This window comes from Pseudomonas aylmerensis (assembly GCF_001702265.1).
GTDB lineage: Bacteria > Pseudomonadota > Gammaproteobacteria > Pseudomonadales > Pseudomonadaceae > Aquipseudomonas > Aquipseudomonas aylmerensis.
In genome coordinates this window covers 15,236-39,462 of record NZ_MAUE01000013.1, presented here as the reverse complement: position 1 = coordinate 39,462, position 24,227 = coordinate 15,236, and the positions used below count along the sequence as shown (strand labels likewise).

Genomic DNA, 24,227 nt, shown 5'->3' with positions numbered 1-24,227 from the left:
GATAAACGCGCTAATAGGCAACCTTTGGTTTTCAAATGGAAACAATCCATGAGCGAGATGGATGACCTGGCGGCCTTCGCCGTACTGATCGAGGCGGGCAGTTTTACCGTGGCGGCCGAGCAGTTGGGCTGCAGCAAGGGGCAATTGTCCAAGCGCATCAGCCAGTTGGAGGCGCAGTACGCCGTGGTGCTGCTGCACCGCACCACGCGCAAGCTCAGCCTGACCGCTGCCGGTGCGGCCTTGTTACCCCAGGCCCAGGCGCTGGTGGTGCAAGTAGATCGCGCCCGCCAGGCGTTGGCGCGGCTCAAGGACGACCTGGCCGGGCCGGTGCGCATGACGGTGCCGGTGTCGCTGGGCGAAACCTTCTTCGATGGCTTGTTGCTGGAGTTTTCCAAGCAATACCCGCAGGTGCAGATCGAACTGGAGCTCAATAACAGCTACCGGGACCTGGCGCGGGACGGCTTTGACCTGGGTGTGCGCTCGGGGGCGATTGAACACGAGCGCCTGGTGGCCAAGCCGTTGCTGGCCTGGCACGAGATGACGTGTGCCAGCCCGGCTTACCTCGAGCAATATGGCGAACCCCAGACCCCGGCAGACCTGGCCGCACACCGCTGCCTGCTCAACAGCCACTACAGCGGGCGTGAGGAATGGTTGTACCACCAGCAACACGAATTGCTGCGGGTGCGGGTCAGTGGCACCTTCGCCTCCAACCACTACAACCTGCTGAAAAAGGCCGCCCTGGTGGGGGCCGGCATCGCTCGCCTGCCGTCTTACGTCTTGCCGGCGGAACTGGCTGACGGCCGATTACGCTGGCTGCTGCGCGATTATCAGACGCGGAGCCTGCCGATGTACCTGGTCCATCCTTACCAGGGCGGGCTGCCGCGCCGCACCCAGGTACTGGCCGATTACCTGGTGGACTGGTTCAAGCGCAGCGGCGAGGCCCTGGACCGGCTTTAACGGTAGCGGCGTGCGATCAGGTGATCGATGGACAGGCAACCCGGTCCCTTGGCGACCAACAGCAGCAACAAGGCAATCCAGGTGCCGTGGGTCGGGTAGGCATCGGGGTATACAAACAGCTGAATCACCAGGGTCATGCCGATCAGGGCCAGGGCCGAGAAGCGCGTGGCGAACCCGACCAGGATCAGCACCGGGAAAAAATGCTCGGCAAACGCTGCCAGGTGCGCCGCCACTTCCGGTGACAGCAACGGTACGTGGTATTCGCTGCGAAACAGCGGCAAGGTCGAGGCCGCCAGCTTCGGCGCGCCCAGTTGGAAGGTGCCGCTGACCAGGTCAATCGCAAAGCCTTCGACCTTGGTCTGCCCGGACTTCCAGAACACCGCGGCAATCGAGAAACGTGCGAGAAAGGCGATCAGGCTGTAGGGGATTTTTTCGAAAAGCGCGATGGCCCGCTTCACCAGGCACGATGGGGATGTGTTCATGGCGATACCTTTGGTTCCAAGTGCAAGTGAGTGATGACGTCGTGGCTGATCAGCAGCGTCAGGCAGTGGTGCAGGTCGAATTCGGCCGAGGCTTCGAGGGCGTCGGTCACGGCCATTTCCAGCGCTGCGCCGTGCTTGAGGCTGTCGATAAAGGCGACTGAGCCGCTGTCGATGGCGAACACCTTGACCGCCAGGCCCTGGCGCAACACCAGCGCGCCTTGGGCATGCCAGGGATTCAGGGTGGCCATGGCGTCCTCGGTCTGGTGCGCGGCCCACACTGCCACCACCGCATAGGCGGAATTCAGGGTGGCGAGGGACGGGTGCAATTGCAGGCGCAATTGCCCCAGATCTGTCTGGCCTTGCAGCGCATGGAGAATGGCCGGCTGCTCCAGCGCAGGCGTATCCGCAGCGTGGTAGGCGCACACGCGCAGACGCTCAAGGCGTGCCACGTCAGCGAGGTACGGCACGCTGGCGGCGGGTTCGAACGCCTGGATGAACTCGGCCAGCGTGCTGCCGTATTCACTGATCAGCGGGCTGGCAGGGGGCGACGCTTGCACGTAGAGCCCGGCCATGGCGCGAAAGAACTCATCTCCCACCAGTTGCAAGGTCACCGGGTAGGCTGTCGCCAAGGCGTTGATCAACGCGCTGTGTACATTGTTGCGATACACCGCAAAGCGGCTGGCCGGGTCGGCGCCATTGCTGCTGAAGAGTCCGTCGGGGCAAGCCTGGTCGGGCGCCAGCAGGGCCCTGGCAAATGCGTCGTGAAGGCTCATGGGCGTACCTGCGACAAGTGCCGTTCGGCGTGCTCGGCTTCGGCCAAGAGCACGCTGAAGGCCGGTACCTGGTTGTCTCGCTCGATCAGCGTCGCCACCGGGCCGATGCGTGCCAGTACCTGCTCGTACAACTGCCACACGGCGTTATCGATGGGCGCGCCGTGGTCATCAATCAGCAGGCGGTCGCCCAAGCTGTCAGTGTCTTCGGCAAAGCCGGCCAGATGAATCTCACCCACCGCGTGCAGCGGCAGGGCGTCGAGATAGGCCTGCGGGTCACGTTGATGGTTGATGCACGACACGTAGACGTTGTTCACGTCGAGCAGCAGGCCACAGCCGGTGCGCCGGATGACCTCGCTGATGAAGTCGGTCTCGTCCAAAGTGGAACGCTCGAACTGCAGGTACGTCGACGGGTTTTCCAGCAGCATCGGCCGCTTGAGCGTGTCCTGGACCTGGTCGACGTGCGCACACACCCGGTTCAGGGTGGCGGCATCGTAGGCCAGCGGCAGCAGGTCGTTGAGAAACACCGGGCCGTGGCTCGACCAGGCCAGGTGTTCGGAAAATGAGTGGGGTTGATAGCGTTCGATCAGGGCCGCCAAGCGTGCCAGGTGGTCCCGGTTGAGCGGGCTTTCACCGCCGATGGACAGGCCCACGCCGTGCAGCGACAGCGGGTACTGCGCGCGGATCAACCCCAGGTAGTGGTGAAACGGGCCGCCGGCCACCATGTAGTTTTCGGCGTGTACTTCAAAAAAACCGAGGTCGGGCGAAGTCTCGAGCACGTGCGCGAAGTGCTCGGTCTTCAGCCCCAGCCCGGCCCGACAGGGGAGGCCGGGCGCCTGAGCCGGCGAGGGCGTTTGCAGGGATGAAAGCGTCATCATCAGTACTCAGGCTGACCAGGGTTTCAGGACTTGGCGGTGAAGGCAGCTTCCTGGCCGAAACCGGTCGGCGAGGTGGAGCTTGGGGTTTTGGCGCAGGTGCCGGCCGGTACCAGTTTCCAGGCGTTGGCCTGGTCTTTGACTTTCGAGGTGCCGGCGCAGGATGTGCCAGCGCCTGCGGCGCAATCGTTCTTGCCGGCCTCGGCGACACCGAAGCATTTCTGCATGTCGTCGGCGGCGTGGGCAGTGGTGCTCAGGGCGGACAGGCTCAAGGCAGAACCCAGGGCCAGGACGAGGGTAGCGGCGGACAGCGAGCGGGTAGTGGTGGTCATGATGAATCTCCAGCAGTGGGTTGAGTTGGCGGGCTTGAGTGCCTGCTTGTACCACTAGAGATGTTGGGGGGGAATTCGTTACAAACCCAGCAAAAATAATTTCAGGCTTGGCAACATTCAGGCACCACACAAAGCAAATGTGGGAGCGGGCTTGTCCACGAATGCGCTGTGTCAGCCATTAGATACTTGGCTGGTCCAGCGTATTCGTGGGCAAGCCCGCTCCCACATTTTTGATCCGGTTGCTACCGCAACCTTCTCTTAACCGCCCAGGTACGCCTCACGCACCTTTGGATCGGTGAGCAGCTGCTCGCCGGTACCTTGCATCACCACCCGGCCGTTCTCCAGCACGTAGGCACGGTCGGCGATCTTCAGCGCCTGGTTGGCGTTCTGTTCCACCAGGAACACCGTCACACCGTCCTTGCGCAGCTGTTCGATGATGTCGAAGATCTGCTGGATGATGATCGGCGCCAGGCCCAGGGAAGGCTCGTCGAGCAGCAGCAGCTTGGGTTTGCTCATCAGCGCACGGCCGATGGCGAGCATTTGCTGCTCGCCGCCGGACATGGTGCCGCCGCGCTGGCTGAAGCGTTCCTTGAGCCGTGGAAACAGGTGCAGCACCTTGTCCATCTGCTCCTGGTAATCGCCCTTGTCGGTGAAGAACCCGCCCATGGCCAGGTTCTCCTCGACGGTCAGGCGCGAGAACACACGGCGGCCTTCCGGCACGACCGCAATGCTCTTGCGCATGATCTGCGACGACTGCTGGCCCACCAGCTCTTCACCCATGTAGCGGATGCTGCCGCTGTGGGCCTGCGGCGAACCGCATAGGGTCATCAGCAAGGTCGATTTGCCGGCGCCGTTGGCGCCGATCAGCGTGACGATTTCCCCTTGGCGCACTTCCACGTTGACGCTGTGCAGGGCCTGGATCTTGCCGTAGAAAGTGGAAACGTTTTCGAATTGCAGCATTTTACGCTTCCCCCAGATAGGCTTTGATCACTTCAGGATTGTCGCGGATCTGCTCCGGCGTCCCGTCGGCCAGCGGCGTGCCCTGGTTGATCACCACGATGTGGTCGGAAATGCTCATGACCAGTTTCATGTCGTGTTCGATCAACAGCACCGTGGCGTTGTTTTCCTCACGCAACACGCCGATCAGCGCCTTGAGGTCTTCGGTTTCCTTGGGGTTGAGGCCGGCCGCCGGTTCGTCGAGCATCAGGATCCGCGGGCGGGTCATCATGCAGCGGGCGATTTCCAGGCGACGTTGCTGACCGTAGGCGAGGGTGCCCGCCGGGCGGTTGGCGAACTCGGTCAGGTTGACCTTGTCCAGCCAGTACTCGGCGTACTCCATGGCCTCGCGCTCGCTCTTGCGAAACGCCGGGGTCTTGAACAGGCCGGCGAAGAAGTTGGTGTTCAGGTGACGGTGCTGGGCGATCAGCAGGTTCTCGACCGCCGTCATGTCCTTGAACAGCCGCACGTTCTGGAAGGTCCGCACCACGCCCTTGCGGGCGATCTCGTGACCGGCCAGGCCCTGGATCGGCTGGCCGTCCAGCAGGATGCTGCCGCCGCTCGGCTTGTAGAAACCGGTGAGGCAGTTGAACACCGTGGTCTTGCCGGCGCCGTTCGGGCCGATCAGCGCCACCACTTGTTTCTCTTTCACGGTCAGGGCCACGCCGTTGACCGCCAGCAAGCCGCCGAAGCGCATGCTCAAGTTTTCGACTTTCAGGATCTCGCGGCTCATTTGCGCAGCTCCATGTGTGGACGTTGCATGGGCAGCAAGCCTTGAGGTCGCCAGATCATCATCAGCACCATCATGGCGCCGAACATCAACATGCGGTATTCGCTGAACTCACGCATCATTTCCGGCAGCAGGATCATCACGATCGCCGCCAGAATCACGCCCAGTTGCGAGCCCATGCCACCCAGCACCACGATGGCGAGGATGATCGCCGACTCGATGAAGGTGAACGACTCCGGGGTCACCAGGCCTTGGCGCGCGGCAAAGAAGCTGCCGGCAAAACCGGCGAACGCGGCGCCCAGGGTGAACGCGGAAAGCTTGATGATGGTCGGGTTCAGGCCCAGGGCCCGGCAGGCGATTTCATCTTCGCGCAGCGCTTCCCACGCGCGACCGATCGGCATGCGCAGCAGGCGGTTGATCACGAACAGGGCGGCCAATGCCAGCAACAGCGCCACCAGGTACAGGAACACCACTTTGCTCACCGGGTTGTAGTCGATCCCGAAGTACTCGTGGAAGGTCTGCATGCCTTCGGCTGCGGTGCGGTCGAACGACAGCCCGAAGAACGTAGGCTTGGGGATGCTGCTGATGCCGTTGGGGCCGCCCGTGATATCGGTCAGGTTACGCAGGAACAGACGGATGATTTCACCGAAGCCCAGGGTCACGATGGCCAGGTAGTCACCGCGCAGGCGCAGGACCGGGAAGCCCAGCAGGAAGCCGAACGTAGCCGCGGCCATACCCGCCAGGGGCAGGCAGATCCAGAAACTCCACCCCAGGTAATGCGAGAGCAGCGCGTAGGTGTAGGCACCCACGGCGTAGAAGCCCACATAACCCAGGTCGAGCAGGCCGGCGAGGCCCACCACGATGTTCAGGCCCAGGCCCAGCAACACGTAGATCAGGATCAGGGTCGCGATGTCGACCGCACCGCGCGAGCCGAAGAACGGCCAGATCAGCGCAGCGATGATCAAGGCAATGATGATGTAGCGCTGGGTGCGCGGCAGGGTCAGGAATTGACTGACCTTGGGCGAAACCAGTGGGCCACGGTCGCGCTTGAACAGGGCGCCGACCTGCTGGGTGAACAGCACGCGCAGGAACATCAGCACCGAGCACAGGGCAATGATGGTCAGGGTCACGGGGCCGGTGCCATGCACTTCGAGGTTGATGCCGACAATGCTCAGCTTGAGGCCGAGTACCGGGAAGGCCACGGCCCACACCAGCAAGGCGCTGAAAAACGCCGATTTAAGATATCTGCTCATACTTTCTCAACCTCCGGACGGCCCAGGATGCCGGTCGGACGGAACAACAGCACCAGAACCAACAGGCCGAACGCCACGACGTCCTTGTACTGGTCGCCGAAGATATCGGCGCCAAAGGCCTCGGCCACACCCAGCACCAGCCCGCCGAGCATGGCGCCCGGAATGCTGCCGATGCCGCCCAATACCGCCGCGGTAAAGGCCTTGAGGCCTACCAGGAAACCGGCGTTGGGGTTGATCACGCCGTACTGCATGCTCAGCAGCACGGCAGCCACTGCCGCGAGTGCGGCACCGATGACGAAGGTCAGGGCGATGATGTTGTTGGTGTTGATGCCCAGCAGGTTGGCCATCTTGATGTCTTCGGCGCAGGCCCGGCAGGCGCGCCCCAGACGGGAGCGGGAGATGAACAGGGTCAGGCCCAGCATGGCCACCAGGGTGACGACGAAGACCAGGATCTGCATGTAGGAAATCAGGACTTCTTCCGCGCCACCCGGACCGAAGGAGATGCTCCCCGGGATCAGGTTGGGGATGGATTTATCCTTGGAGTCCTGGGACAGCAATACGGTGTTCTGCAGGAAAATCGACATGCCGATAGCGGAAATCAGCGGGATCAGACGGTTGCTGCCACGCAAGGGACGGTAGGCAACCCGCTCGATACTGTAGCCATAGGCACTGGTCACGACGATCGACGCGATGAACGCGGCGGTCATCAACAGCGGCAGTGAGTGGATACCCATCATGGCCAGCCCGGCAAGGGCGATGAAGGCCACGTAGGAACCAATCATGTACACCTCGCCATGGGCGAAGTTGATCATTCCAATGATGCCGTAAACCATTGTGTAGCCAATGGCTATCAAGGCATAGGTGCTGCCAATGGTCAGGCCATTAACCAGCTGTTGGAAAAAATGATAGATCTCAGGCATTACAGCGCTCCTAAAAACCCGATACGCATTTCACTGGTGGAGTCATGTTCCGGCCCTGTGCTGTGTTCTATGAGCACATTTGCACAAAGCGTTTGCCAGCGAACCGCTGGTGACGGTTTTAAGATTTTCAGGTGAGCCAGCGCCCGGATCGCGGGTGACAGGCCCATAAACCTCGTAAAACAAAGCCCACTGCTCTCACAGTGGGCTTGTTGACCAGTAACGCCTGGCTTACTGAGGGGAAACTTCGGTTTTTGGTTTGCCGAAGTGCCATTCGTAGACCACGAACTTGAAGTCCTTCAGGTCGCCCTTGGCGTCGAAGCTCAGCTCGCCAGTAGGTGTCTTGAAGGTACCCGCGTGGATGGCGGCTGCCACTTTGGCGGTGTCTTCGCTCTTCGCAGCGGCAATACCGCCGGCGATCACTTCAACGGCCGAGTAGGCCGGGAATACGAATGGACCGGTTGGGTCCTGTTTGTTCTTGGCGAACTCTTCAACAATGGCCTTGTTGGCCGGATCGGTGTCGAAGGATTTCGGCAGGGTCACCAGCAGGCCTTCCGAAGCGCCTTGGGCGATCTGCGAGATGGAGTCGTTGCCGACGCCTTCTGGGCCCATGAACTTGGCGTTCAGGCCTTTTTCCTTGGCTTGGCGCAGGATCAGGCCCAGCTCTGGGTGGTAGCCGCCGTAGTAGACGAAGTCGACGTTGGCTTGCTTGAGCTTCTGGATGATCGAGGAGAAGTCTTTGTCACCGGCGTTCAGGCCTTCGAAGACGGCAACCTTGGTGCCTTTCTTCTCGAGAGTCTGCTTGACGGCGGTGGCGATGCCTTCACCGTATTGCTGTTTGTCGTGCAGGACAGCCACGATTTTCGGCTTCACGTGATCGGCGATGTAGTTACCGGCTGCAGGGCCCTGGGCGCTGTCCAGGCCGATGGTGCGGAAGATCAGCTTGTAGCCACGGGCGGTGATTTCCGGGCTGGTGGCCGCCGGGGTAATCATGATCACGCCTTCGTCTTCATAAATATCGGACGCTGGCTGAGTGGAGCTGGAGCAGAGGTGACCAACTACGAACTTGACGCCGTCGTTGACCACTTTGTTGGCGACGGCAACGGCTTGTTTAGGATCGCAAGCGTCGTCGTATTCCTTGGCTTCGAGCAACTTGCCGTCGACGCCGCCCTTGGCGTTGATGTCGGCGATGGCTTGCTTGGCACCCATGAATTGCATGTCACCGTATTGCGTCACAGGACCGGTTTTAGGGCCGGCGATACCAATCTTGATGGTGTCAGCTGCGAACGAATGGCCGGCAACCCCAGCCAGGACCATAGCGGCAAACAGTTTGGAAATCTGCTTAGTAGCCTTATTCATAGTGCTCCACTCTTACTGTTGTATTTTTTATAGTTCTAGCGGCCTTGTGAGCTGTAGAACCGGATCAGATATCTCGGATATCCCCCCGGCAGTGCCCTGGCAACTGTACCGGTACAGTGTAGAGCGCCGGTTGATCGCTTGAAAAGCTGGCTGCTGGGGGCAAAACCCGGGTATGTCGCTTAAATGAAAGAAAAAGACAGAATTGCGGCGGGGTGATGCCAGAGTCTCGGGCAATCCTTGGCTTTCCTGACACTTTCAATCGATGCCTCATTTGCAACTGGGTTTTTCTGCCTGACCTGCGACGTTATGATTGCGCCGATTTTTTATTCAGGTGAATTCCCATGAAGCAAGAACCTAGCACCCTCTATGCCAAGCTGCTCGGTGAAACCGCCGAAATTTCCTGGAAGGAGCTTGAACCGTTCTTTGCCAAGGGTGCCCTATTGTGGGTCGACGCCGGCCTGGATTTGATCGAGGCCGCCGAGGGCATGGCCGAGGATAACCGTGACAAAGTCGCTGCCTGGCTGGCCTCGGGCAGCTTGGGCGAAGTGTCTGCGACGCGGGCATTGGACCTGGTGGAGCGCGATCCAGGCTTGTGGGCAGTGGTGGTTTCGCCTTGGATACTGATCCAGGAAAGGGCGGCGCAGGCGAAGTAAGCACCTTAATGGTGCGTGTTGTTTCGCTGCAAAAGTGTGTAGCGGAGTAACCGCCAGGGCGGTGATGGCATCTTGCCGTGAAGAAAGGTCACAGCCCAAGGTGACGCGCACGTCATGGGAACAGTTCTCCTGGCACTGGATGGCTCCGGGAATTGTTTCTCGGTGTGTATATAAAGCGGGTAGCTGTCAGATCGTAGCGTAGGAAGCAACGAATTCCGGTAAAGTTCGCCGCCTGTCATCCGGAGCCCGTTATGCCTTCAGCGCTGCCCCCTCTAGAGAAAACGTCGCAGCAACTGCTTTACCTCATTTACGGTAATCAGGATGTTTACCGGCGCGAAGCGAAATTCAGCATCCTCACCGCGCTGGCGCAGCTCAAGCAGGGCGAGTCGCTGTGCATCCGGGTCATGACCGATCGCCCGCAGGATTTCGCCGGCTGGCCGGTCGAAACCGTTCACCTCGATGAGCAGACCCTCGCCCGATGGCAGGGAAGCAACGGCTACACCCACCGCCGCAAGGCCTGTGCGATTGCCCAGGGATTGAAGCTGGCGGACAAGACCCTGTTCGTCGACACCGACACGCTGTTCCTCAAATCCCCCCATCGCGTCTTCGAACTCATCGCGCCCGACCAGTATGTGATGGATGGCTTCGAATACGACTGGAGCTACGTGTGCCAGCGCCCCGACTACCTCAAGTTGGGTGAGCACCTGCAGGCGCATGGCATTTGCGCCGGCAATAGTTTCAAGCTCTATAACAGTGGCCTGTGTGGCGTACGCGCCAGTGACACGCCGCTGCTCGAGGCCGCGATTCGCTGGATCGATGAGTGGACCCAGGGTTCGTTCGATATCCACACCATCGAGCAGATCGCGATTTCCTTCGCGATGCGCGACAAGACGGTGCGCGAGGCGAACAGGTTCGTCCATCACTACTTCGCCGACAAGCGCTTCTTCCACGCCATGCAGGCGCACTTTTTCAGTCTCTATGGCGAAGCGTTCGGCCCTGAGCTGGTAGCGCGTTGCCTGGATGTGCCGCAGGTCAAGCCCGTGCCATCCCCTTGGCAGCGGCTGCGGATCAAATGGAAACTGCGCAATCAGCGCAAACACCTGAAGCGGGTCGGTCGCGACTTGCTCTACGGCAGCTCGGCGCCCAAGCACCCGTACTACGACGTGTGTCGACACGGCTGGTGGGAGTCGGCCTTCAAGGAAATTCTTGGCTGGGACGTGGAAGAACAGCAGAAGGTCTTCGGCACCGACGGTGCAGGCTGGCCCAAGCAGTTGCCCCGGCCGCTGAAGCGCGCAGACGAGCAAGTCATCCTTACCTTCCTGCGCCAGCGCGCGGCCCGCTGATGTCGCGACGGCGCCCTGCGGCGCCGTCGCAGCGGTTCAGGCAGTCTTGCCGGTGTGGTTATTCAGCGAAATAACCTTGGTCTTGCCGATGCGGTGACGGTAGATCTCGCGCAGGTATTTGATTGCCTTCTTCACGCAATCGCGCGACAGGCGAATGTCATTGATCGACACAAACTTGTCTTTGTCGTTGATCAACTCGCGGTACTTCTTCTCATACATCGGCTTGATCGCGTACCAGTTGGTATCGAGGATCTTCGCCGGGTTTTCGAACTCGTTGAGCAACTCGTCGATACGGTCTTCGTCGAAGTCCTCGTGGATGATGAAGTCCAGGATCGAGTTGTCCAGTGTGTCGTCGAAACGGTACGGGTTGCGCGCAAAGCAGCGTTTGATAAAGGCCACGATCAGCGTGAGGAAATCATCCGACAGGCACGGGCTTTTCGCGATCAGGGTGGTCAGCGACAGGTTCGCCGATGCACCGATCACCAAGGCGTAGCGCTTGAGCGTGGTGTTGGGGAACAGGCTGTTGAGGTGAGTCTTGAGCCGGTTCAGGTCCATGTAGGACAGTTTATAGTCCTTGGGCAGGGACACGATCGAGACCACCGACGAGCAGTTCTTGAAGAAGTGCAGGTCATGCAGCGCGGCCGCGTCGTAGCCGGAGTTCTTGTACTGCTCCAGGGACGCTTTGTAGCGCTTGGACTCGATCGGCAGCAGGCTGATGCCTTCGATGGCCTGGGTGACCTTGTTGAAATGCGGCAGGTCGATGGAGCGGAAGAACAGGTCGTCGATGTTCAGGCGCTGGGGCTCTTTTTCGAACACCTTGAATTTGTCGTTGGTCGGCGCCGGGGTTTCCGGGACCACGGACTCTGCGTAGGCAATCGCCACCGGGCCGGCCAGGCTCATGAACAGGTCGTTGGCATCCAGGCGAATGGTTTCGCCGATGTCGATGCCGGCGCGACGGAAGTAGTTCTGGTCGTAGTCAGTGGTGACCGCCTGGGCCGTCAGAATGTTGAAGATCTGTTGCGAGATGTACTGGTTGGCGTGTTTTTCCATGGCATTGACGTCAATGTTCTGGATATTGCCGTCATCGCTTTCTTCGGCGTAACGCATGATGTCGTTGGAGATCAGCATCATTGCGTTCCAGGGGCGGATGCGGCCCTTCACGCTGGCTTCGCTGCTGTCTTCATTGGCGAAGTTGTATGAGAAATCCCATTCTTCCGACAGGTACTTGCACAGCAGGCGCCCGGCGTTGATGTGCAGGGCTTCGGACATTTCGCTGCGGTGATCGGAAATATTCGGCAGTACGCAGATGCCGCTGGTGAAGATCGGCTCGAACACAAAGGCGTGGCCGCTCTTGCTGTCGTGCTCGTCGGCGGGCTTGGTGTCGAACGTCTTGTTCATGTACGAGTGCTGCTGGGCCAGGCCGAATTCCGAGGCCATGCCCGAACCCGTACCGCCGCCGGCGCTGAAGATCGAGAAGTACAGGCGCGACTGGTTGGCCTTGATGCCGCAGGAGTCGATCAGGTACGAGTGGATCATCTTCCAGTCGGGGCTGGAAAAGCGCTGGGTATCCTTGTTGAGGATGATCTTGGCCAGGTACTGGCCGAGGATCGGCGCGTTACCAGCGCCACCGGCATGGACTTCCGACAGGTCCATGATTTTCATCTTGCTGTAGTCGCGCAAAAAGCCGCTTTTTTCGCCTTTGCGCGAGAAGCGGATGCGCCCGGCGATGTCCTTGTCCAGATCGCCCAGCATCACCAGCGGCTCGACCAGGAACACCGGCTTGCTGGCCTTGCCGCTGCCCAGGCGCAGGTTGTTGCGGATCCACTGGGCCGGGCTGTAGCCCTTGTCCAGCGTCTTGTCTTCGGTACTGAATTCGTTGAGGTAAAACTTGCGGGCGTTGTACACCAACTCCGCCACGTCGAGCGCGATGTTCGAACCGCAACGGCCCAGGCCGATCAGGCACACCGAGGGGAATTCCTGCTCGCTGCGCTGTTCGCCGTCGCCTTCCAGGTGGGGCGGGCGTGGGAACACCATATCGCGCAGGCCGTCGAGGTTATCGAGGATGCGGTCGGTATTGGTCTCGGTGAAGTACAGGTATTGCTGAGTGGCCAGCGGGCGCGCGGTGCTCAATGACTTTGAACCTGAGGGCTTGTCCGCAGGAGCTGGGAGCAACACGTCGGATACCACGGTGGCAGAGTTATTTTTAGAAGTCATTGTGCGCCAAGTGCCTGGGCGGATGGCTGGAAAGAATCAAAGGGCCATCACGGAATGGGAGTTCGCGACTTTACAGTGCGTCCTTGTCCGGAACGATCGGGTTTGACCCTGTATGCTCAGGCAAAACCTGGCCGGACTCTGATGAATCGGCCGTTTGTCGGCGTTCTTTAGGCAAATGATGGCGAAATGCCAAAGTTTAGGCGTCAGCGAATTGGCCTGACGATGGAAGTCGACCTTGGGCGCCCGGTGGAGGGCTCTTTCGCTGGCGGTTTTTCCTGGGTGCCTGCCACGCTGTAAGGGTAGAGCGGGTTACGGATGTCGATGCCCTGGATCACGCCGATGATGTCGCTGGCAGGCACCGCCGGGCTCAACAGGTAGCCCTGGACGAAATCACAGCCATGCTTGAGCAACAGCTCGAACTGGGCCTGGGTTTCCACACCTTCGGTCACCACCTGCAGGTGCAGGGTGTGGGCCATGCCGACAATCGCCTGGACGATCTCGATATCGGCGGTGGACTTGGGAATGTCCTGGATGAACGAGCGGTCGATCTTCAAGGTGTTGAGCGGCAGGCGCTTGAGGTAGGCAAGCGATGAATAGCCGGTGCCGAAGTCGTCGATGGCCAGCGACACCCCCAGCGCGCGGATCTGCCGCAGCAGTGCCAGCGTGCTGCTGATGTTGCCCATCAACGCGTTTTCGGTGACTTCCAGTTCCAGGCGATTGGCGGCGATCCCGCTGAAACGCAGCGCGTCTTCGATCTCGTCCGCCAGTTCGTCGCGGGCCAGGTTCAACGCGGAGCAGTTCACGGACATGGTCAGTTCGGTGTAACCCCTGTCGGACAACAGGCTCAGGTCATGACAGGCCTGGCGCAGTACCCAGTGGTCCAATTCGGCAATCAACCCGTTGTTTTCGGCGATGCCGATAAACCGATCCGGGGCCAGCAAGCCGTGCTGCGGGTGTTGCCAGCGTACCAGGGCCTCGAGGCGCGTGACTTTGCCCAGCTTCATGTCGAAGATCGGTTGGTAGAACAACACCAATTGATTGCGGGTGCGCAGGGCACCGCGCAGTTCTTCCTCCAGTTGCAATTCGAGGAAGGCGCGGGTTTTCAGGTTGGAGCTGAAGAAGTTGAGGCTGTTACGCCCGGTGTCCTTGGACTGGTACAGCGCCAGGTCTGCGGTTTTCAGCAACTCTTCGCAGGTCAGGCCGTCATCGGGAAACAGGCTGATGCCGATGCTGGTGGTCATCACCATGCGCCGGCCGGCCAGTTCGATGGGTTCTTTCATCTTCTGCATGATGCGCTGGGCCAGGTGCCGAGCCTCGTCGCGGTTGTGAATGCTGATGAGGATGCAGAACTCATCGCCGCCAAAACGCGCGACCACGTCAGCGTGGCTGCGCACCGAGCCCTTGATGTGCCCGGCGAGCACGGTGAGCAGCTGGTCGCCCGCATCATGCCCGAGGCTGTCATTGATGCGCTTGAAATGGTCGATATCGAGGAAGATCACCGCCATCATCCCCTGTGAAGCGGTTTTTTCCGCGAGTTTCTCTGCAAAGATCTGGTTGAAACCACGGCGATTCAGCAGGCTGGTGAGTGCATCGTAGTGGGCTACTTGCTGCAGCGAGGCGCGGGCCTGGTCGAGTTCGCTGAGCAGCGCGTTGACCCGGCGCAGGTCACGTTCCTTGTGCTGCAGCTTCTTGTCGGCGAGGGCGGCGCTGATGCTGCTGCCGATCACCAGCAGGGTGATCACGGCCACCGACAAACCGAGCTGGATCGGGTTGTTGTCCTGCGGCAAGGACAGGTCCGCCCCGGCAGGCACCATCAAGCGCAGGGCGGCCATGCCGGTAAAGTGCATGCTGATGATCCCGGCGCCCAGCACCAGGCTGGCGGCATATTTGAGCAATTGGTGAAACACGCCGGCGCCGTTGCGCAGGTAGCTCGACAGCAACAGCGCGGCGAAGCTGGCGCCGATGGCAATCGCGACCGAGGCCAGGAACAACCCCGACTCGAAATACGCCTGGGCCTGGGAGCGCATGGCTGACATGCCCACGTAGTGCATCAGCGCGATACCCAGGCCCATCCACACCGATGCCAGCAGGTACTGATGCAGGCGCAGATGGGCGTGACTGAGGGTCTGCATGGCGAACAACGAGGCAACCAGGGCGATCAGCAGCGAGGCGAACGTCATGATCAATTCGTAATGGATGGCGATGGGCGCCTGGAAGGCCAGCATGCTGATGAAGTGGGTCGACCAGATCCCGCCGGCCAGGCAACCGGCGCCGAGCCAGCGCCAATGGCGCCTTGCGGTGGGGTCCTCGACATGGCCGACACGCTCAGCCATGTCCAGCGTGCCGAACCCGGCCGCACAAGCGACCAGGTAGGCCAGCAGCACCAGAAACGGGTTATGACTGCAATTGAGTAATAAGTGCCCGCTTTCTGGGAGGTCGGTAAAAAAATGCAGACCCAGCCATTCCATAGCATGTCCCGTCATAGAGTCACGTCACTGCCTGAGGCGATGACCTATGAAGTCGAGTATAGAAGCCTCCCGGGATTCGTCAGCGCTAATGGCACTTTGCTCTCAACCATTTTGGCATGCTCTACATAGCGTTTAATGCTAAGCGCTGATGGGCAGGTCCAGCTCGAACGGGGCTGGCAGCGGCGCCAGGCCGAACGCGGCGCGGGCGGCGTCGCAATCGACGTTCTGCACGCCCTGGCTCCAGGAGGAGTCGAACTCGCGGCACACACTCGAGCGCTGTGCATAAATTGAGCAGCTGGTGCCTTTGCCCACTTCCCCTTCAAGGCTGCAGCAGCGCGCGGGCTTCTGGTCGGTACCGATCATCGCCACGCGGGTGGGGTTGATCTGCACCACCAGCTCATCGGGTACGGTGCCCCCCGATGAGGCGCACTCTCCCCAAAAGAAAGACACACGGAAGTGTGAACAGCAGGCACCGCAATTCAGACACGGACTGGCTTCGGACATGGGCGTCTTCGATAAAAGAGAGTAAGGGGGATGCTACGGAAGGCTCGCCATTCTATCCGTGCCAAGGCCGTTGGGAAGGGGGGCACTCACTTATATTTTTGTAGGCCAAGTCCCGTGGCGCCGGGTGAAATCATGCCCTATCAGCTTTACGAATCATTACAGACAAGCCTTGCCCGTCTGACTATGTTGCAGGTACCGGGCAGGATGCATCGGGCATCGCAGCTCTCATAACAATAAAAGAGACGGACCCATGCAGAACTCGACCCAAGCGGCGAATGCCTGGCGCATTCTGTTCCTGCTGTTCCTGGCCAACCTGTTCAATTTTTTCGACCGTACCATTCCGGCGATCATCATCGAGCCGATCCGTATGGAATGGCACCTGAGCGACTTCCAGCTCGGCATCATCGGCACCGCCTTCACCATCGTCTACGCCATTGCCGGCCTGCCGCTCGGGCGACTCGCCGACACCGGCTCGCGCAGCAAACTGATGGGCTGGGGCCTGTTCGCCTGGAGCGGGCTGACGGCGGTCAACGGCATGGTTGGCAGCTTCTGGACGTTCCTGCTGGTGCGCATGGGCATTGGTATCGGCGAAGCCAGCTATGCGCCGGCGGCCAACTCGCTGATTGGCGACCTGTTCCCGGCACACCGCCGCGCGCGGGCCATGGGGATTTTCATGCTCGGCCTGCCGTTGGGGCTGTTGCTGGCGTTCTTCACCATTGGCGCGATGGTCAAGGCGTTCGACAGCTGGCGCGCGCCGTTCTTTATTGCCGCCGTGCCGGGTCTGATCCTTGCGGTGTTCATGTTCTATATCAAGGAGCCCAAGCGCGGCGCGGCCGAAACCGTGCAGGTCTCCCAGGAGCGCGTCGACCGCCCGATTCGCCGCGTGCTGGCAGTACCGACTTTCCTCTGGCTGGTGCTGGCCGGGCTGTGCTTCAACTTCGCCACCTATGCCTGCAACTCGTTTCTGGTGCCGATGCTGCAACGCTATTTCCTGATGCCGTTGCAGGAGGCGGCGGTCGCCACCGGGGTGATCGTCGGTATCACCGGTTTGATCGGCCTGACCCTGGGTGGCTGGATTGCCGACAAGATTCATCAGCGCGTCGCCAATGGCCGTCTGTTGTTTGCCGCGTTCAGCCTGATCATCTCCACCGTCACCACTGCCTGGGCCTTGCACGCGGGGCGGATCGAGATCGGCGTGTTCGTGGCGCTGTTCAGTGTCGGCTGGTTGTTTGCTTATAACTTCTACACCTGCGTGTACACGGCGATCCAGGACGTGGTCGAGCCGCGCCTGCGGGCGACGGCGATGGCGTTGTTCTTTGCCGGGCTGTACCTGCTGGGCGGTGGCATGGGGCCAATTGTGGTGGGCGGTCTGTCCGATCACTTTGCCCATTCGGCGATGTATGCCGATGGGGCTGCGCAGATGACCGAAGCGTATAAAGCCGTGGGCTTGCATGACGCCATGTACTTGATCCCGGTGGCGCTGTTCCTGACCATGCTGTTTCTGTTCCAGGCCTCGCGCAGTTTTGTGCGTGATGCCCAGCGGATGAAAGATGGGTTGGGGGCGGTGGAGGTGCCGGCTTCGGCGGCGACGGCTTGAGACCGAGGTGACCCCTTCGCGAGCAAGCCCGCTCCCCCAGTTGAAACATTCCAACTGTGGGAGCGGGCTTGCTCGCGAAGAGGCAATTACAGGCTCCGATTTGCTCCAAGTGAATAAAAAAGGCCCGCATTGCGCGGGCCTTTTTTCAGCGGAGCAGGGCGGTCATCAACCCGCCACCAACACCCGGATCGCTTCCAGTCGCAGCGCCGCCTTGTCGAGCATGGCCAGGCCTTGCTCGCGTTGTTGGCGCAGGGCCACCAGTTCGCTGTCGCGTACGGTCGGGTTGACCGCTTGCAGCGCCGTCAGGCGCGACAGCTCTTCGTCAGTGTCTGCAGCCAGGCGGCGCTTGGCTTCGGCCACACGCTCGGCGTGGCGTGGGGTGATCTTCTCTTCACCGGCGTTGATCCGCGGCGTCAGCTGGTCGCGCTGGGCCTGGATAAACTTGTTGGCGCTGGCCCGTGGCACGCTTTCCAGCTGGTCGTTCAGGGTTTCAAACGACACGCGGCTGGACAGGTCATTCCCGTTCGCATCCAGCAGGCAGCGCAGGGCGGCCGGCGGCAGGTAACGGCCCAGTTGCAGCGAGCGCGGGGCAACCACTTCGCTGACGTAGAGCAGCTCCAGCAACACCGTGCCAGGCTTGAGCGCCTTGTTCTTGATCAGCGCCACGGCGGTGTTGCCCATCGAGCCGGACAGCACCAGGTCCATGCCGCCCTGCACCATCGGGTGTTCCCAGGTGATGAACTGCATGTCTTCGCGCGACAGCGCCTGGTTGCGGTCGTAGGTGATGGTCACGCCTTCGTCGTCGCCCAGGGGGAAGCTGGCGTCGAGCATTTTTTCGCTGGGCTTGAGGATCAGCGCGTTTTCCGAATGGTCTTCGCTGTCGATGCCGAACGCGTCGAACAGGGTTTCCATGTAGATCGGCAGGGCGAACTGGTCGTCTTGTTCGAGGATGGCCTCGACCAGCGCATCGCCTTCACCCGCACCGCCGGAGTTGAGCTCCAGCAAACGGTCGCGACCGGTGTGCAGTTCCTGCTCCAGGCGCTCGCGCTCGGCACGGGCCTCGTCGATCAAGGCTTGCCATTCGCCATCGTCGGCGTTTTCCAGCAGCGGCAGCAGGCGCGGGCCGAACTGGTGCTGCAAGGCGTTACCGGTCGGGCAAGTGTTGAGGAAAGCGTTCAGCGCTTCGTTGTACCACTGGAACAGGCGCTCTTGCGGGCTGGTTTCCAGGTAGGGCACGTGCAGTTCGATCACATGTTTCTGGCCGATCCGGTCCAGTCGGCCGATCCGCTGTTCCAGCAGGTCGGGGTGCGACGGCAGGTCGAACAGCACCAGGTGGTGGGAGAACTGGAAGTTGCGACCTTCACTGCCGATTTCCGAGCAGATCAGCACTTGTGCGCCGAACTCTTCATCAGCGAAGTAGGCGGCGGCACGGTCACGCTCGAGGATGTTCATGCCCTCGTGGAACACCGTGGCCGGGATGCCGGAGCGCACGCGCAGCGCGTCTTCCAGGTCCATCGCGGTTTCGGCGTGGGCGCAGATCACCAGGACCTTGGTGCGCTTGAGCATTTTCAGCTGGTCGATCAGCCACTCGACCCGTGGGTCGAAGCGCCACCAGCGGTTTTCTTCTTCGATGTCCGGCTGCGACTGGAAGCTGACTTCCGGGTACAGCTCGGCGTGCTCGCCCAGCGGCAATTCGAGGTATTCGTCCGGGTTCGGCAGCGGGTAGGCGTGCAGCTTGCGCTCCGGGAAGCCTTGCACAGCGGCGCGGGTGTTGCGAAACAGCACGCGGCCGGTGCCATGGCGGTCGAGCAGCTCGCGCACCAGGCGCGCGCTGGCTTCGGTGTCGCCATCGTTGACGGCGGTCAGCAGCGCTTCACCTTCGTTACCGAGGAAACCCTGGATGGTCTGGTGTGCGGCAGGCGACAGGCGGCCTTTATCCAGCAGCTCCTGCACGGCTTCGGCCACCGGGCGATAGTTCTCGCTCTCGGCGCGGAAGGCCTGCAGGTCGTGGAAGCGGTTCGGGTCGAGCAGGCGCAGACGCGCGAAGTGGCTGTCCTGGCCCAGCTGTTCCGGGGTCGCGGTGAGCAGCAGCACGCCCGGGATGACCTCGGCCAGTTGCTCGACCAGCGCGTACTCGGCGCTGGCCTTGTCTTCATGCCACACCAGGTGGTGGGCTTCGTCGACGACCAGCAGGTCCCAGCCGGCTGCGAACAGCGCGTCCTGGGCCTTCTCGTCGTCCACCAGCCACTCCAGGGCGACCAGCGCCAACTGGGTGTCTTCGAACGGGTTGGTCGCATCGCTCTCGATGAAACGTTCTTCGTCGAACAGCGCAACCTGCAGGTTGAAGCGGCGGCGCATTTCCACCAGCCACTGGTGCTGGAGGTTTTCCGGTACCAGGATCAGCACCCGGTTGGCGCGACCCGAGAGCAGCTGGCGATGGATCACCAGGCCGGCTTCGATGGTCTTGCCCAGGCCCACTTCGTCCGCCAGCAATACCCGCGGCGCGATACGGTCAGCGACTTCACGGGCGATGTGCAGTTGGTGCGCAATAGGTTGCGCACGCACGCCGCCCAGGCCCCACAGCGAAGACTGCAGTTGGCGGCTGGTGTGTTCCAGGGTGTGGTAACGCAGCGAGAACCAGGCCAGCGGGTCGATCTGCCCGGCGAACAGACGGTCGCTGGCCAGGCGGAACTGGATGAAGTTGGAGAGTTGGGTTTCCGGCAGGGTGACCTGCTCGTTCTGCCCATTGAGGCCGTGATACACCAGCAGGCCATCGACGTCGTCGACTTCCTGCACGGTCATTTTCCAGCCTTCGAAATGGGTGATGGAGTCCCCCGGCGAGAACCTCACGCGAGTGAGGGGCGCATTCCGTAGCGCATACTGGCGGGTGTCGCCAGTGGCCGGATAGAGCACGGTCAACAAGCGGCCGTCCTGTGCCAGAACGGTGCCTAACCCCAGCTCTGCTTCGCTGTCACTAATCCAGCGTTGCCCCGGTTGATACTGCTGCGCCATGCTGCCTGACTCCCGCCGTGAAAAAGCCGACTATCTTAACGGAACAAGGCCCCACGCCCAAGGACTCTGACAAAAACTACTCCGTTTGCGGCAGCGTCCGGAAGCCGAATCGACGGGTGGCAGGCACTTGCGAGTGTCGACTGGGTCACAGCTTGGCGAGTGCGTTCTCAAGTCGCCACGCGGCCCGCCGACAGCCTGTTGATCAGGAGAATAACTATTATGCTGCCACCCATGCTGCCCGTCAGCGTTGTGCCGGTCACTTCGCAACTCGACCCGGTACGCCAGAAGCCGGATATCCCGCCCGTGGTGCCAGTACAAGCGGGCTCCAACGAAAGCACGATCGACCTGAAAAAGGGCGATGCCGAGCAGTCGACCTTTCTGCTGCGTGAAGAGCAACGCCGCCAGCAGGAGCAGCAAAAACGCCGGCGCGAAGCCGACGAAGACCCGGAGCAGCACCTGGCGATTCCCGGCGACCTGCTCAATGCCGACAACACCGTGCCGGTGGCGCCGCTGATCGAAGATGCGCCGCGCCAGGGCTTGTGGGTGGACGTCGAGGTCTAGTCGCGCAACGCCTGCAATGCCGTCATCAACTGCGCGACGTCATCGTCGTTGTTGAGCGGGCTGACGGAGATCCGCGCGATGCTGGCCAGCCCGCGCGCCTGCATGTCCAACGGCGTGTAGGCCACCCCATTGGCACCGATATTGATGCGCTTCAAGGCCAGGCGGCGCTTGAGTTCGAAAGCGTCCCAGCCGTCCAGGTTAAAGGCGATCAGCCCTGATTGCGCAGTGCCCAGGTCATGCAAGGAAATACCCGGCATCTGACGCAAGGCCTGGCGAATTCGCTCACTGGTGTGTGCGATCCGTTCCCATACTTGCTCAAGCCCCAGTCGATTCATCTCCTGCAACGCGTTGCCCAGCCCCGCCAACAAGGCAAACGACACTTCGCTGGTTTCAAAGCGCCGGGCGTCGTTGCGCAGGTCGAAACCGTCTGCGCTCCATGGCGCCGAAAACACATCGCGCTGGGCCGGATTCAGGCGCGGTAAAAAGTCCGGGCGCACATACAGCAGCGCGGTGCCACGCGGCCCGCGCAGGTGCTTGCGCCCGGCGGACTTGAGCACATCGCACTGCAGCGCCTGCACATCCACCGGCACCTGGCCGACGGCTTGGCCGGCGTCGATGAAATAGGCAATGCCATGACGTCGGGCCACGGCGCCGATGGCCTCGGCGGGGTTGATCAGGCCACCGTTGGCCGGCAGCCAGGTCAGGTCGATCAGCTTGACGTGCGCATCGATCATCGACTCCAGCGCCAGCGGGCAGACCGCGCCGGAGGCATCGCAAGGGATGACTTCCACGCGCGCGCCGGCCTGCACCGCCAGGTCCATGCTGGCGAGGTTGCCCCCCCATTCATGGCGGCCGACCAGGATGCGATCACCCGGTTGCCACGGGCCCAGTGCCTGGAATGCCAGGCTCCAGGCGGTCGAGCCGCTGCTGGCGAAGGCGATCGACGCGGCGGGTGCGTTGAGCAATTGCGCGGCGGCGCGGCGGGCTTTTTCCACCAGCACGGCGCCATGCTCGCCGGCTTCCATGGGGCCATCACGGGCTTCGCGGTGCAGTTGATCGATAATCGCGTCGAGGGTCGCCTGGCTTGGCAGCGAGGCACCGGCGTGATTGAAATGCACGATGCCCGACTGGCAGCCGGGCGTGCTGTCGCGCAATTGCTGGACGTCGAGCGGGCTCACGGTTGCAGCTCGAAAATCGCGTCAACCTCCACGGCCACGCCGGCCGGCAGGCTGGAAACGCCAACGGCGGTGCGCACATGCCGACCTTTTTCGCCGAGGGCATTGACCAGCAGGTTCGAGGCGCCGTTGGCAACCCCGCTCTGGCGCTGGAAATCACCGCTGCTGGCAATGAATACACCCAGGCGCAAAATGCGCACCAGGCGCGACAGGTCATCACCCAGCGCATGGCTTAATTGTCCCAGCAGGCCCAGCGCTGCCAGCTCGGCTGCCTGGGCGCCTTCTTCATCGCTGAGGGATTCGCCCAGGCGGCCGACGTAGGCGGGCTTGCCATCGACCATCGGGATTTGCCCGGAGACGAACAGTTGGTTCTGGCTGATCACATAGTTGATGTAGTTGGCCGCCGGTTGGCTCGGGGTCGGCAGCGTCAGGCCGAGGGCTTGCACGCGTTGGCGCAGGGAGTCGCTCATGATCCATCCTCCTGGGTTTTAAGAGGTGCCAGCATGTTGGCCGAGGAGGGCGGCGACAAACGGATAGATCTCACCCGACGTATCGAAAAAACTCACGCGTCGCGGCAGGCTTCCAGCAGCCATTCGCTGAAGCACGCGGCGGCGTCACCAGCCGGGCCGGGCGGCGCGATCAGCCAGTAGCCGATGTCGCTGTGATACGGCGGCCAGTCGAAGGCTTCCACCAGGCTGCCGTCCTGGAGCCTGCGCTGGATCAGGCGATGACGGCCCATGGCGATGCCTTGGCCGGCCACGGCCGCTTCGACCACGATGTTGTAGTCATGCAGCATCACGCGCGGGTGGCGGTCGAGGTCGACGTGGTAGTGCGCTGACCAATCCGTCCATTCGAAGGGGCGGTGCGAGGTGGCCATCAGCAGTGGGCTGTCATGCATCGCTTTGAATGTCGGGCTGCACACCGGGGAGATGACTTCCGGCATCAGCCGCGTCGCCTGCACGTCGGGCCAGTCGCCCTTGCCATAGCGAATCGCCAGGTCGACCTCGGCGCCGGCCACGTCCGCCAGTTGAATCGCCGGTAACAGCTCAACCTGGATATGCGGGTAGCGGTTGAGAAACCCGGCCAGGCGCGGTGCCAGCCACAGCGTGGCAAAGGAGGCGAGCAGGCCGACGCGCAGCACGGTGGTGCTGGGCGCTGTTTTTTGAGTGCGGGTCGCGGCGGCGATGGCGTCGAGGGCCGGGCGGATTTCGTCGTAGTACTGTTGGCCGTCCGTGGTCAGATCGATCGCGCGGGTGCGACGGATAAACAACGGTTTGCCCAGGTGCTGTTCCAGCTTTTGCACCTGATGGCTGAGTGCACTCTGGGTCACCGACAACTCGCTTGCCGCCTTGATAAAACTCAAGTGCCGCGCCACGGCTTCAAAGGCGCGCAGGGCCAGCAGCGGGGGAAGGTCCTTGTGCAGTGCCACGTGAGCGCATCTCCTGGGGTGGATGGGAAGTGCCGATTTTGGGCGAAGGCCTGCATTTTGTCGCCCGCTCAATTGCCGTGAGGCGCTGGAGCCCGCATTATTGAGCGATTCCCGCCACGACGTAAGCCTAGCCATGAGTGAAGACGACAAGCTGATCGACCTGAACGCCGAACGTGCCAAGCGTGTGCATGACCTCAATGACAAGCGCCTGAATGAAGTGCGCCAAGCATTTGAGCAGGCCATGCCGCTGGGAAAAGCCAAGAAAAAACCGAAGAACAAACCGAAAAAGCGTTGAAACAACCTGCATCCGTTGATGCAGGTCAGTTATTCCCCTTCTTTACGCCCCGTCGCGGGCGACATTGATCCTCGTCAATTTTCCAATCCGCCTTCTCCATTAACTTAGCCCTATCGCAACAGGGCAAGTGCAGGAGGCCGGTCATGTTTATCGATAATGTGGTATTTGCCGGGGTGCTGACTGTCAGCCTCATGGTGCTGTTTTTTGTAGGGTTTGGGATTTTTATCTGGAAGGACGCTAATAAGCGTAAAGAACCGTAAGTCTTTCTGGATTACATGAGCACGCAAGGCATTTTGGGCGACTTC

General features: G+C 61.4%; 23 protein-coding genes. 7 read left to right on the top strand and 16 right to left on the bottom strand.

The features are described from left to right. Window positions 1-48 precede the first annotated feature (48 nt). Window positions 49-957: a LysR family transcriptional regulator gene (locus BBG20_RS10920; protein ID WP_065902966.1), complete on the top strand. Its 909-nt coding sequence runs from the start codon at window positions 49-51 to the stop codon at window positions 955-957. On the opposite strand, the gene BBG20_RS10915 is transcribed toward BBG20_RS10920, so the two are convergent. From BBG20_RS10915 to BBG20_RS10875, 9 genes are all read right to left on the bottom strand, one after another. Next, entirely contained in the window at window positions 954-1,439 is a 486-nt protein-coding gene (locus BBG20_RS10915; protein WP_065902964.1) for a DoxX family protein, read from the bottom strand. The two genes, BBG20_RS10920 and BBG20_RS10915, sit on opposite strands and share 4 nt — an antisense overlap. Continuing rightward, window positions 1,436-2,212, bottom strand: a complete 777-nt coding sequence (locus BBG20_RS10910; RefSeq protein ID WP_065902961.1) for an HvfC/BufC N-terminal domain-containing protein — start codon at window positions 2,210-2,212, stop codon at window positions 1,436-1,438. Before BBG20_RS10910 ends, BBG20_RS10915 begins: the two co-directional genes overlap by 4 nt. Then, window positions 2,209-3,087, bottom strand: a complete 879-nt coding sequence (gene bufB / locus BBG20_RS10905; RefSeq protein ID WP_065902957.1) for an MNIO family bufferin maturase — start codon at window positions 3,085-3,087, stop codon at window positions 2,209-2,211. Before bufB ends, BBG20_RS10910 begins: the two co-directional genes overlap by 4 nt. A 23-nt stretch (window positions 3,088-3,110) precedes the next feature. Further along, window positions 3,111-3,416 carry a BufA1 family periplasmic bufferin-type metallophore gene (locus tag BBG20_RS10900; protein ID WP_065902955.1) on the bottom strand — a complete coding sequence of 102 codons (306 nt, stop codon included), beginning with the start codon at window positions 3,414-3,416 and terminating at the stop codon, window positions 3,111-3,113. Window positions 3,417-3,674: 258 nt separating this feature from the next. Next, on the bottom strand, window positions 3,675-4,376 hold the full coding sequence (locus BBG20_RS10895) for an ABC transporter ATP-binding protein (RefSeq protein WP_010212366.1): 702 nt from the start codon (window positions 4,374-4,376) through the stop codon (window positions 3,675-3,677). Between the two features lies 1 nt (window position 4,377). Then, window positions 4,378-5,145 carry a high-affinity branched-chain amino acid ABC transporter ATP-binding protein LivG gene (gene livG, locus BBG20_RS10890; RefSeq protein ID WP_012722652.1) on the bottom strand — a complete coding sequence of 256 codons (768 nt, stop codon included), beginning with the start codon at window positions 5,143-5,145 and terminating at the stop codon, window positions 4,378-4,380. After that, window positions 5,142-6,395, bottom strand: a complete 1,254-nt coding sequence (locus BBG20_RS10885; protein ID WP_065902953.1) for a high-affinity branched-chain amino acid ABC transporter permease LivM — start codon at window positions 6,393-6,395, stop codon at window positions 5,142-5,144. Before BBG20_RS10885 ends, livG begins: the two co-directional genes overlap by 4 nt. Continuing rightward, on the bottom strand, window positions 6,392-7,315 hold the full coding sequence (gene livH / locus BBG20_RS10880; protein WP_017735932.1) for a high-affinity branched-chain amino acid ABC transporter permease LivH: 924 nt from the start codon (window positions 7,313-7,315) through the stop codon (window positions 6,392-6,394). The genes BBG20_RS10885 and livH overlap by 4 nt, the downstream gene beginning before the upstream one ends. 228 nt (window positions 7,316-7,543) lie before the next feature. Then, complete coding sequence (locus BBG20_RS10875) at window positions 7,544-8,671, bottom strand: branched-chain amino acid ABC transporter substrate-binding protein (protein ID WP_065902951.1); 1,128 nt, start codon at window positions 8,669-8,671, stop codon at window positions 7,544-7,546. A 341-nt stretch (window positions 8,672-9,012) separates the two neighbouring features. Between BBG20_RS10875 and BBG20_RS10870 the strand changes: the two genes are divergently transcribed. Continuing rightward, window positions 9,013-9,324: a DUF2288 domain-containing protein gene (locus BBG20_RS10870; RefSeq protein ID WP_065902949.1), complete on the top strand. Its 312-nt coding sequence runs from the start codon at window positions 9,013-9,015 to the stop codon at window positions 9,322-9,324. Between the two features lie 251 nt (window positions 9,325-9,575). Next, entirely contained in the window at window positions 9,576-10,667 is a 1,092-nt protein-coding gene (locus tag BBG20_RS10865) for a hypothetical protein (protein ID WP_065902947.1), read from the top strand. Between the two features lie 36 nt (window positions 10,668-10,703). On the opposite strand, the gene BBG20_RS10860 is transcribed toward BBG20_RS10865, so the two are convergent. The 3 genes from BBG20_RS10860 to BBG20_RS10850 form a co-directional block, all read right to left on the bottom strand. Next, the gene (locus BBG20_RS10860; RefSeq protein WP_065902945.1) at window positions 10,704-12,881 is read right to left on the bottom strand and encodes a hypothetical protein; all 2,178 of its coding nucleotides are present in this window, start codon (window positions 12,879-12,881) and stop codon (window positions 10,704-10,706) included. Window positions 12,882-13,084: 203 nt separating this feature from the next. Further along, window positions 13,085-15,349, bottom strand: coding sequence for a putative bifunctional diguanylate cyclase/phosphodiesterase (locus tag BBG20_RS10855; RefSeq protein ID WP_065902943.1), 2,265 nt, complete (start codon window positions 15,347-15,349; stop codon window positions 13,085-13,087). A 138-nt stretch (window positions 15,350-15,487) separates the two neighbouring features. Beyond that, the gene (locus BBG20_RS10850) at window positions 15,488-15,853 is read right to left on the bottom strand and encodes a YkgJ family cysteine cluster protein (protein WP_065902941.1); all 366 of its coding nucleotides are present in this window, start codon (window positions 15,851-15,853) and stop codon (window positions 15,488-15,490) included. Between the two features lie 250 nt (window positions 15,854-16,103). On the opposite strand from BBG20_RS10850, the gene BBG20_RS10845 reads away from it, so the two are divergent. Beyond that, window positions 16,104-17,450, top strand: coding sequence for a spinster family MFS transporter (locus BBG20_RS10845; RefSeq protein WP_065902939.1), 1,347 nt, complete (start codon window positions 16,104-16,106; stop codon window positions 17,448-17,450). Window positions 17,451-17,615: 165 nt separating this feature from the next. Here the strand turns inward: BBG20_RS10845 and rapA are convergent, their stop codons facing one another. Continuing rightward, a complete protein-coding gene (gene rapA, locus BBG20_RS10840) occupies window positions 17,616-20,462 on the bottom strand; it encodes an RNA polymerase-associated protein RapA (RefSeq protein ID WP_065902937.1) in 2,847 nt (948 codons plus the stop codon). A gap of 219 nt (window positions 20,463-20,681) precedes the next feature. Here rapA and BBG20_RS10835 point away from each other — a divergent pair, with 219 nt between their 5' ends. Further along, complete coding sequence (locus tag BBG20_RS10835) at window positions 20,682-21,023, top strand: aspartate-semialdehyde dehydrogenase (RefSeq protein ID WP_065902935.1); 342 nt, start codon at window positions 20,682-20,684, stop codon at window positions 21,021-21,023. Here the strand turns inward: BBG20_RS10835 and BBG20_RS10830 are convergent. The 3 genes from BBG20_RS10830 to BBG20_RS10820 form a co-directional block, all read right to left on the bottom strand. Next, window positions 21,020-22,201, bottom strand: a complete 1,182-nt coding sequence (locus tag BBG20_RS10830; protein WP_065902933.1) for an aminotransferase class V-fold PLP-dependent enzyme — start codon at window positions 22,199-22,201, stop codon at window positions 21,020-21,022. The genes BBG20_RS10835 and BBG20_RS10830 overlap by 4 nt on opposite strands. After that, window positions 22,198-22,668, bottom strand: coding sequence for a RidA family protein (locus tag BBG20_RS10825; RefSeq protein ID WP_065902931.1), 471 nt, complete (start codon window positions 22,666-22,668; stop codon window positions 22,198-22,200). Before BBG20_RS10825 ends, BBG20_RS10830 begins: the two co-directional genes overlap by 4 nt. A gap of 92 nt (window positions 22,669-22,760) precedes the next feature. Further along, on the bottom strand, window positions 22,761-23,627 hold the full coding sequence (locus BBG20_RS10820) for a LysR substrate-binding domain-containing protein (RefSeq protein WP_065902930.1): 867 nt from the start codon (window positions 23,625-23,627) through the stop codon (window positions 22,761-22,763). Window positions 23,628-23,727: 100 nt separating this feature from the next. Between BBG20_RS10820 and BBG20_RS32415 the strand changes: the two genes are divergently transcribed. Together BBG20_RS32415 and ccoM are read left to right on the top strand one after the other, a co-directional pair. Beyond that, window positions 23,728-23,922 carry a hypothetical protein gene (locus BBG20_RS32415; RefSeq protein WP_141697270.1) on the top strand — a complete coding sequence of 65 codons (195 nt, stop codon included), beginning with the start codon at window positions 23,728-23,730 and terminating at the stop codon, window positions 23,920-23,922. A 143-nt stretch (window positions 23,923-24,065) separates the two neighbouring features. Beyond that, a complete protein-coding gene (gene ccoM / locus BBG20_RS33380; RefSeq protein WP_276145525.1) occupies window positions 24,066-24,182 on the top strand; it encodes a cytochrome c oxidase subunit CcoM in 117 nt (38 codons plus the stop codon). The last annotated feature ends 45 nt before the right edge of the window (window positions 24,183-24,227 follow it).